The following is a 9286-nucleotide window of genomic DNA, read 5'->3' as shown; positions in this document are numbered from 1 at the left end:
GTCAGGCGTTTTGAGGGTCAAGCCGAGCGGCGAGGGAGCAGATCGAGCAGGTGTTCGCGGGACGCGCGGAGGCGCTCCAGCAGCGGCTCGGACGGGCACGGCGACAAGCGATGGCCGAGTACCAGGCGCGTCGACGCGCGGTGTTCCAACAGGCGATCGAGGAGGAGCTCTCCCAGGTGCCTTGAGTCTGGGCGTGGCACGCGGGTTCGGCGACGAACTCGAAGATGGAATGACGCGGCCGGACCTCATGGAAGGGTCCGGCCGCGTTCATGACGTGCAGGGCGTGAGGGCGGACGTCGACCGCCCGGCGTCTCAGTCGGCGGCGTTCAGGGCCCCGTCTTCGTGGAGACCCGGGCCCGCCGTGGAGCGGCGCTGAAGCAGCGCGAGCAGCACCGCGAGCACCGCGATGACCGCCGCGAGGACGAAGGCCGCCTGCAACCCCGCGGTCTGCGCCGCGACCGGAGACGCACCCCCCCGCGTGAGTGCGGCCGTTCGGGCAGTCATGACGGTGACGAGCAGCGCGGTGCCCGCCGCGCCCGCCACCTGCTGCGCGGTGCTCAGAATCGCGCTGCCGTGCGAGTGCAGCCGGGCGGGCAGCGGCGCGAGGGTGCTGGTGAACACCGGCGTGAACAGCAGCGCCAGACCGACGCTCAGCACGAGGTGCAGCCCGAGCAGCAGCCACACGGGCGTGCGCGCGTCGATGCCGCCGAAGGCCCACAGCACGGCCGTCATCAGGACGGCGCCCGGCACGACCAATGGCAGGGGTCCCACGCGGTCGAAGAGCCGACCGACGAGGGGCGCCAGGAGGCCCATCACGAGCCCGCCGGGCAGCAGCAGCAGGCCGGTCTGGAGGGTGTCGAGGCCGCGGATCGTCTGGAAGTACAGCGGAAGCAGGATCGCCCCGCCGAACAGCGCCGTCATCGCGATCATCATCAGCAGCACGCCCAGCGTGAACGCCGGGAAGCGGAAGGCGCGCAGGTCCAGCAGGGCCGCGTCCCGCCGCGCGAGGCGAAGCTGACGCCACGTGAACAGCGCGAGGGCCACCACGCCGAGTCCGAGTGGCCACGCGGCGCCCGCGAGTCCGGCGGGCGTGCCGATGGTGCTGAGGCCGTAGACGAGGCCGCCGAAGCCGAGCGCGGCGAGCGGGACGGACAGGGCGTCGAGGGTGCTTTCCCGGCGCTCGCCGACGTTGGTGAGCGCCCGCGCGCCGAGCAGCAGGGCGGCGAGCGCGACGGGCAGGACCAGCAGGAACATCCAGCGCCACGAGAGGCTGCCGAGGATCAGTCCGGACAGGGTCGGGCCGACGGCAGGCGCGACGGAGATGACGATGCTGAGGTTGCCCATCACGACGCCGCGCCGCTGGGGTGGGACGAGGGTGAGGACGGTGGTGATCAGCAGGGGCAGCATCACGGCGGTGCCGGTGGCCTGCACGACGCGGGCGAGCAGCAGCACCTCGAAGGTGGGCGCGAGCCCGGCGAGGAGGGTGCCGAGGCTGAAGGCGGTCATGGCGGTGAAGAACACGGCGCGGGTGGTGAGGCGTTGCAGCAGGAAGCCGGTGGTGGGGATGACGACGGCCATGGTGAGCATGAAGGCCGTGGCGAGCCACTGCACGGTGGAGGCGTCGACGTGCAGGTCGGTCATGAGGCGCGGCAGGGCGACGTTCATGATCGTCTCGTTGAGGATGACGGTGAAGGACGCGACGAGGAGGATGGCGATGACGAGTCGGTCGCGAGACGTCGGGGTGGGATCGGTGGGTGGTTGCATGTGGGTCTCCAGGGCGTGCGAGGCTCCACCTGTCCGCTGTGCTTCACGCGGGTGAAGAGGGTACTTCGCGATGGTGTGCGGGCGACGGGTGGTCTCGTGAACGCCGGGCACATCGCGAGCGCCCCGGATTACGCTCTCAGTGTAATTGCGGCGTCCCCACGGCTGCAACAGACAAACGGGGTACGCCGAATGACGGACGTACCCGGCACGTCGCACCACGCGGCCTCGAGGGCCTGAGGTGCCCCTTGGGAGAAGGAACGTCCATCCGGGCAGACTACGGGCGGCTCTCAGGTGAGCGGGGAGCCACTTCGGCGTCTCGCGGCCCGCCGCAGCACCTCCTCGAACAGTCCGGCGACCTCCTCGTCGGTGAAGTCTTCGGCGGCGTCACCCACCTGCACTTCCGCCATGCCGATTCCGGGCACCGGGGTCGGCACGACGGCGTTCACCAGCCACACGCCGTGTTCCTGCGCGAGTTCGCGCGCCGCCTGCCACAACGCGTCCGGGTCACCGTCGAGCAGCACCTGGAACCCGCTCGTGTGCGGCACCTCCGGTCGGACGCGCACGCCCTCCACCGCCGTGAGCCGCGCCGCCATCGACCGTGCGCGCGCCACGTACGACGCGACGCGTGGGAGGTGCCGATCGAGCCCATCCAGGGCGGACACGACCAGCGGAAACGAGCGGTACATCAAGCTGCCGTGCCGCGCCAGCCACGGGCGCGCCTCGTCGATGAAGTCCTCCTCCCCGGCGAGCACGCAACCGCCCAGGCCGCCCACGTCCTTGTACAACGACACGTACACCGAGTCGGCCAGCGCCGCGACCTGCGCCGTGTCGCGTTCATAACCGGGCGCGCTGCTCCAGAGGCGGGCCCCGTCGAGATGCACCGGCACGCCCCGCTCCACCGCCCAGCTCCGCAGCGCCACGAGGTCCGCCCAGCCGGGCAGCTGGAACGCCGCGCGGCGCAGTGGCAGCTCGATCACCAGCGCGCCCAGCCGTTCCCGGATCGACGTCAGGTCAGCGGGCGTGAAGGGCGCGGTGGCGGCCCCAACGCGCAGCAGCGTCAGGTGATGCAGGCGTTCGATCGCGCCGTCCTCGTCGAGGTCGATGTGGCTCATGCGGTGCAGGGCGACCGTCCGTGCCGCCCGGCGGTCCGTGTGGACGCGCAGCGCGGCCATCTGCGCGACGGTGCCCTTGGGGACGAACACCGCCGACGGCTTCCCGAGCAGCTCGGCGACGCGCCGCTCGAGCAGGTGCACCGCCTCCCCCTGTCCGTACTGGTCGAGCTCCAGAGTGGCGTAGGGGGAGGCAGCGAGACGTTCGAACCACGCGCGGGGAGTCAGGGGGCGGTGGTGACTCAGAACGCGCGTGCAGGCGTCACGAAGGGTGTTTGCGGCGGGCGTGGCGGGCATGCGGCATTCTTCCACACGGTGGAGTGGTGGAATCCGGGTCGTTCGCGGGGCGTATGGAGATTGTGCCGTGGAGACTCGAGCGGTCGCGGCAGCAACAGATGGCGGAGGACCGAACGCTCGGACGCGCGCCCGTCCGACAGGCGATCCAGGACGAGCTCTCCCAGACGACATCGGGGCGAAATCATCGCGCGGTTCTCAGGACGGACGTGCAGGAACTTCTGTCACTATCGGGTTGGACGTCAGGAGTGGAAGGGCGCCCTTCGCTCGAATGCTGGAACGCTCGACCTCGGCGGTCGTCCCGTCCGACGAGTTGGTGTGCCACACCGCCGGGCTCGTTCGCATGGCTCGTTGAGGTGACCACCGCTCCGTTGAAGGCACGAATGCCTGACACCCTCGAACAGTGGCTCCAGGCGGCCAGCAACAGCACCGAGCCAATCACGACGTGCCACCTTGACTCGCTGCGGGGAGGTTGGACGGCTGACCTCCAGGGCCATGGTCTGCTCGCCCTGAAGCGTGTCAACGGGCCGTGCCCCTCCCGGACGTGCAGAACTACGACGTGCACGCGCACTGCCGCCGCAATGATCATCAATAGGAAAAACCCCCACTGGATGGGGGTTTTTGTGGCGCGCCCGAAGAGATTCGAACTCCTGGCCTTCTGATCCGTAGATGGAAGCCCTCGCAACAACGGCGCACTCCTACCTCCTCACCAGCACGTCCAGCACAGCATCTTCTAAAAAGATGCCGCAGCCAACACGACCAACGCCGCCTCACTCCACGCATCCAGGTAAGGCACGCGCAAGGCACAGACGTTGTCACCTCAAGGACCGTCACCCGCTACGCTGCACACAGGCATGCGACGGCACTACCTCGAACTCTCCAGCGGCCGCGAACACAAGTTCTACGAACTCACCCTCGACGGCCCCACCCTCCGCGTCCGCTACGGTCGCATCGGCACCGACGGCCAAACCCAGCACAAGACCTACCCCACCGAGGACGCCGCCCTACGCGACGCGGAGAAGAAACTCACCGAGAAGCGCCGCAAAGGCTACACCGACGCCATCATGGGCGAACGCGAGAAGCAGAAGGTCACGCCGCCACGCATCACGCTCCCCGCCGTGCTCAAACCGTACCGCGCTCGCATCGAAGCGACCCTGAAGCCCGCCATCAGCCTCGAACGCGCCGAAGGACCTACCTCCCCCTGGAGCAGCAAGATCGGTGGTGTCCCTTACCGCGAACTCGGCCAGCCCTGGCCCACCACACGTGAAGGGCTGACCCTCGCGTTCCTCGCGCAGCTCAACTTCGCCGAGCTGCCTCACCTCCACGACTTTCCCAGCGAGGGACTCGCGCAGTTCTTCCTCCTCGACGACGATCAGATGGGCTGCGACTTCGGCGAGGGCGGCACCCTCGACGAGCAGCCGCAGGACACCTTCCGCGTCATCTTTCACCCGACCGTCACCCAGGACAACAGCAAGCTCGACCCGGCCGTTCCCGAGCGAGAATGGGACTGCCTTCCGCACGATCCGAGCGTCGAGGTTCCGCTGCGGGGCGAACTCGCCGACGACGTGATCAGCGCGCAGGACCGACTGTTCGACGATCTCGTCGGAATCGACTTTCTCGACGAGACCGAGACGGACGACGGCGAATCCCTCGGTGACGCCCGCTACTACGCCTACGCGGAGGTCACGTCGCTCACGTCGAAGGTCGGTGGGCACGCCAACTTCACCCAGAATGACCCTCGCGGCACGGAAGATCCGCATGTCCTGCTCTTCCAGCTTGACAGCGAACCGGACCTCGGGGTGATGTGGGGTGACACCGGCATCGCGAACTTCTTTATCCGTCCCGACGACCTCGCCCGGCTGGACTTTTCACGGGTCTATTACAACTGGGACTGCCACTGACGACAGAAGACCCTCGGCCGCGAGCGTGGTCAGAGAGGTTTGAGGACCAGAACCCATGTTCGACGTGCCCGCTGATTCGCGGCCCTAGAATGCCTTTATGACCGGCGGCGACTTCTCCCAGCTTCCCTACGACCCTTTCGCGCTCGCAGAATTCGCGGATAACCCCGAACCCCGCTGCCCCGTCCTGCTGCTGCTCGACAACAGCGGCAGCATGAGCGGCGAGAAGATCAAACAGCTCAATGAGGGCCTCCAGCTCTTCCAGCAGGACCTCGCGTCCGACCCGCTCGCCGCCGCCCGCTGCGAGATCGCCATCGTCAGCTTCGGTCCGGTCCGTCAGGTCATGGACTTCACCTCCGCGCAGCACTTCACCGCGCCGCACCTTCAGCCCGACGGCAACACGCCCCTCGGGGCCGCCATCACACAGGGTCTGGAGATGCTGCGCCGCCGCAAGGAAACCATCCGCCAGGGCGGTATTGGTCTGTACCGCCCCTGGGTGTTCCTCATCACTGACGGCGCGCCCACCGACGCGTGGCGTCACGCCGCCGAGGAAGTCCGCAAGGGTGAGGAGAGCAAGGCCTTCGCGTTCTTCAGCGTCGGCGTGCAGGGCGCGGACATGAGCATGCTGCGTCAGCTCTCCACCCGCGAGCCGCTCTCGCTGTCCGGTCTGAAATTCCGCGAGCTGTTCCAGTGGCTGTCCGCCAGCCTCAAGAGCGTCTCGCAGAGCACCCCCGGTGACAAGGTCGCGCTCCAGAATCCTTCAGGATGGGCCGAGGTCTGACCGTGAGCGGGTGGCGGTACGTCCACGCTTCGGTGATGGGTACAGGTCATCACACCACCGGGCAGCCCTGTCAGGACGCGCACGCGGTTCGGCTGATCCACACCGGACACGACGAGCCGCTGCTGCTGCTCGTCAGTTCGGACGGGGCGGGCAGCGCCAGGCACTCACAGCTTGGCAGCACGCTGGCGTGCGAGGAGACGCTGCGCTGGCTGGAGATGCGGCTCAGCAGCGGCGAGAGCTTCCTCGAGGAGCAGGACGGCGTCACGCTCGTGTACAACCTCCGGACGCTCCTGCAGAACCTCGGAGAGGAACAGGGCGTCACCCTTCGTGACCTCGCCTGCACCCTCAACGTCGCCGCACTCCTCCCCGAGCGGCAGTGGTTCCTGCAGGTCGGGGACGGCCTTACCGTCACCCAACGCCCAGGTGAAGCGCCAAAAGCGGTGTTCTGGCCGGACAATGGTGAGTACGCCAACCAGACGTACTTCATCACGGACGTGCCCGACGAGCACGTCCACACCCTGACCGACGCAGGACCGATCGAACGCGTCGCGCTCCTTACGGACGGGCTGCAGCCCATGGCGCTCTCCCTGCGGGACCGCGCGCCTTTCACGCCGTTCTTCGAGCCGATGTTCCGTGCGGTCGAGGCGCTCGAGGACAACGACGGCGAAGCGCACGCACGCCTCCATGCCGGACTCGCCGCCTTCCTCGACTCCCCCTCGGTGAACGCCCGCACCAGTGACGACAAGACCCTGATCCTCGCAAGCTGCCGGCCCCCCCCGCGGCCGGAACCGCCGACTCAGGAAGAGACGCCCGTCACGCCTGACGATGAGCCCCTCCTCGTCACCGACTCCGAGCCCGAACCGCACCCATGACCACCTACGTCGATCCCAGCGGACGGACCGTTCAGCTCGGCCGTGAGCTCGGCGTGGGCGGACAGGGCGCCGTCTACACCGTCCCGAATGACGCTGGCGTCGTCGCCAAGATCTACCTCCAGCCGCCCGACGCACGCGCCACGCGCAAACTCGACGCGCTTGTCCGCGCCGCCGACCCGCAACTGCAGAGCGTGAGCGCCTGGCCGCAGACCCTCCTGCGTGACCCCAAAGGCGGGGTACGCGGCTTCCTGATGCCGCTCGTGCCCAGCGCGGAGTACCACGAGCTGCACATGCTGTACCGTCCTGGCGCGCGCAAACAGCACTTCCCCAAGGCGGACTGGCGCTTTCTGGTGCATGTCGCGCGGAACGTCGCGCGGGCCTTCGCGGTGCTGCACGCTCGCGGTCACCTGATGGGTGACGTGAGCGCGCGCAACGTGATGGTGTCGCATCAAGGCGTCGTCCGCTTCATCGACACGGACTCCTTTCAAGTGCAGGTCGGGACGGAGGTGTTCACCTGCCCGGTCGGCACAGCGGAATTCACCCCACCCGAATTGCAGGGCAAGGGGTTCGGCACCCTCGTGCGGGACATGAACCACGACCTGTTCGGGCTGGCGCTGCTGGTGTTCCACCTGCTCTTCGAGGGGCGGCACCCCTACGCGGGCGTGCATGCGGACGGCGGGACACCCAGCCCGGCTGAGGCGATCGCCAAAGATTTGTTCGCGTACTCGCTTCAGCGTCAGGCGGGCGTGACGCCCCCACCATTCACCCTGACCCTCAAAGGTCTGCCTGAAGGGCTGCGGACGCTATTCGAACGGGCGTTCGCACCCACGCACGCGGGCAGACCCACAGCGGTGCAGTGGGAAGCGGCGCTCGCCGAGCTGTTCACGCACATCACGACCTGCGCGAAGAACGCCGCGCATCAGCATGACCGCCGGGTGTCCTGTCCGTGGTGCGCGTCGCTGCCGAGCAACGCGGGAGCAGCAACGGCGAAGACGGGCGTGCCCGGCTCCGCCAAACGGATCGATGTCGAAGCGGAACTCAACCGTATCTGGCGGACCGTGCAGGCCGTTCCGGTGCCCACCGCCCCCACCCAGGTTCCAGTGACCGTACGGCCCGCGCCCCTGCCGCTTCCGGCGCTTCCCCCGCTGGACACGCCCAGAAGCGCCTTCCAGGTGTCGTCGGTGCTGTGGGGAATCACGAACGTCGTGCTGGCCCTGCTGAGCGTTCAGACAGGTGTCTGGTGGCTCACGCTGATCCTCGTGGGATTCGCGTGGTACAGCTTCAGCCGCAATTCCGCTCCCGTGCGGGAGAAACGACGCGTGGCCCAGCTCGATCAGCTCAAACAGCGGCAGCATCAGACGTACGCGGCGCTTTTGCGGCAGAGCCTGACGCAGTATCAGGGTGAGGCGCAGACGCTGCGTCAGCAGCTTGACCAGGCCAGCAGACGGCTGGACGCGGTGGGCGCGCCGTCGAAGTACCGTCAGGCGATCCATGCGCTTGAAGGGCTGCGCACCCAGCTGCGGCTCCTCGAACTGGAGGAGGAACGGCAGGTGCGGGCGCTGCTCGAACGTCACCGTAAGAGCGCGCTGGACGTGTTCCTATCGAAGTTCGTGATCGCGCCGGGCACGGTGAACGGCATCGGCGCGAGTCTCGTCGCGACCCTGCACGCGAGCGGGATCCGCACCGCGAAGGACGTCACCTCCAACGTCCGCTGGGTGAAGGGCGTCGGGCCCAAGCGGCAGCAGGACCTGCAGGACTGGCGGGAGACGCTCGAGCAGTTCTTCCAGTTCGACCCTGCGCAGGTGCCGCGTCATGAGGTCGAGGCGGTACGGGCGAGGGTGGAGCAGCAGCGCGCCGCGCAGCTCCGGCAGCTAGAGGGGGCTGTCGCGCAGTTCGTGCGGGACGTGCTGGCGTGGCGGCAGGCGGAACAGACGGCGCTGCAGGAAATCCACGCCCTCAAGGTCGAGCTCGCGCAGCGCGAGAAGACCATCGACGTCATTCAGAGCAGCCCCCTGGCGCTCAATTGAAGGTGGAATTCTTGGACGTTTCCCTGGAGCAGTTACGCCGCGTGCTCGCGCTCGCCCTGAACAGCCCCTACGACGGTGAGAAGGAAAAGGCCGTTTCGCTCCTTTTGGGACGGCTGGAGAGAGACGGTCTTCGACTCGCGGATCTCGACGCGCGCTTCGACGTTCCCGATCCTGTGGGCGCGCTGCGTGAGCTGTCGGGTCTCGAGCACACCTTCGAAGTGACGCTCAAGAGTCGTGAGGAGGCTGCCTTTTACGCTGGACTGACGCGGCGACTCTCACGGGCGGCGGAGCCAGTGGTGTGGCTCGAAGGGCATCGGCTCCGCTGTCGGGCGAGCCGAGCGGCGAGGGAGCAGATCGAGCAAGTGTTTGTGGGACGCGCGGAGGCTCTACAGCAGCGGCTCGGACGGGCGCAGCAACAAGCAATGGCCGAGTATCAGGCGCGACGACGCGCGCTGTTCCAACAGGCGATTGAGGAGGAGCTCTCCCAGATGCCTTGAGGGCGGACGTGCCAAGCGGGTTCGGCGACGACTTCGAAAATGGA

General features: G+C 67.9%; 7 protein-coding genes. 5 read left to right on the top strand and 2 right to left on the bottom strand.

Annotated features, from left to right (window positions below; genetic code table 11):
• Window positions 1–312: 312 nt before the first annotated feature.
• Window positions 313–1764, bottom strand: coding sequence for a DHA2 family efflux MFS transporter permease subunit (locus DEIPI_RS31630; RefSeq protein WP_045234445.1), 1452 nt, complete (start codon window positions 1762–1764; stop codon window positions 313–315).
• 287 nt (window positions 1765–2051) lie between these two features.
• Window positions 2052–3170, bottom strand: coding sequence for a threonine aldolase family protein (locus DEIPI_RS0115715; RefSeq protein ID WP_027482411.1), 1119 nt, complete (start codon window positions 3168–3170; stop codon window positions 2052–2054).
• A gap of 851 nt (window positions 3171–4021) precedes the next feature.
• Here DEIPI_RS0115715 and DEIPI_RS0115705 point away from each other — a divergent pair.
• From DEIPI_RS0115705 to DEIPI_RS0115685, 5 genes are all read left to right on the top strand, one after another.
• Window positions 4022–5068, top strand: coding sequence for a DUF1963 domain-containing protein (locus DEIPI_RS0115705; RefSeq protein WP_052351769.1), 1047 nt, complete (start codon window positions 4022–4024; stop codon window positions 5066–5068).
• A 97-nt stretch (window positions 5069–5165) separates the two neighbouring features.
• Window positions 5166–5846, top strand: coding sequence for a vWA domain-containing protein (locus DEIPI_RS0115700; RefSeq protein ID WP_027482408.1), 681 nt, complete (start codon window positions 5166–5168; stop codon window positions 5844–5846).
• 35 nt (window positions 5847–5881) lie between these two features.
• Window positions 5882–6718, top strand: coding sequence for a PP2C family serine/threonine-protein phosphatase (locus DEIPI_RS31625; RefSeq protein WP_052351768.1), 837 nt, complete (start codon window positions 5882–5884; stop codon window positions 6716–6718).
• Window positions 6715–8745 (top strand): hypothetical protein, encoded by a 2031-nt coding sequence (locus DEIPI_RS0115690; RefSeq protein ID WP_027482407.1) that lies wholly within the window; start codon window positions 6715–6717, stop codon window positions 8743–8745. The genes DEIPI_RS31625 and DEIPI_RS0115690 overlap by 4 nt, the downstream gene beginning before the upstream one ends.
• Before the next feature lie 11 nt (window positions 8746–8756).
• On the top strand, window positions 8757–9242 hold the full coding sequence (locus tag DEIPI_RS0115685; RefSeq protein WP_027482406.1) for a hypothetical protein: 486 nt from the start codon (window positions 8757–8759) through the stop codon (window positions 9240–9242).
• The last annotated feature ends 44 nt before the right edge of the window (window positions 9243–9286 follow it).

Source organism: Deinococcus pimensis DSM 21231, assembly GCF_000519345.1.
In the GTDB taxonomy this organism is placed as follows: Bacteria; Deinococcota; Deinococci; order Deinococcales; family Deinococcaceae; genus Deinococcus_A; species Deinococcus_A pimensis.
This window is presented reverse-complemented; position numbering and strand designations above follow the sequence as displayed.

Excerpts from the sequence above, each read along its gene's own strand:
- DEIPI_RS0115705 (WP_052351769.1), top strand. The coding sequence starts at position 4,022 with ATGCGACGGCACTACCTCGAACTCTCCAGCGGCCGCGAACACAAGTTC.
- DEIPI_RS0115700 (WP_027482408.1), top strand. The coding sequence starts at position 5,166 with ATGACCGGCGGCGACTTCTCCCAGCTTCCCTACGACCCTTTCGCGCTC.
- DEIPI_RS31630 (WP_045234445.1), bottom strand. The coding sequence starts at position 1,764 with ATGCAACCACCCACCGATCCCACCCCGACGTCTCGCGACCGACTCGTC.
- DEIPI_RS31625 (WP_052351768.1), top strand. The coding sequence starts at position 5,882 with ATGGGTACAGGTCATCACACCACCGGGCAGCCCTGTCAGGACGCGCAC.
- DEIPI_RS0115690 (WP_027482407.1), top strand. The coding sequence starts at position 6,715 with ATGACCACCTACGTCGATCCCAGCGGACGGACCGTTCAGCTCGGCCGT.
- DEIPI_RS0115715 (WP_027482411.1), bottom strand. The coding sequence starts at position 3,170 with ATGCCCGCCACGCCCGCCGCAAACACCCTTCGTGACGCCTGCACGCGC.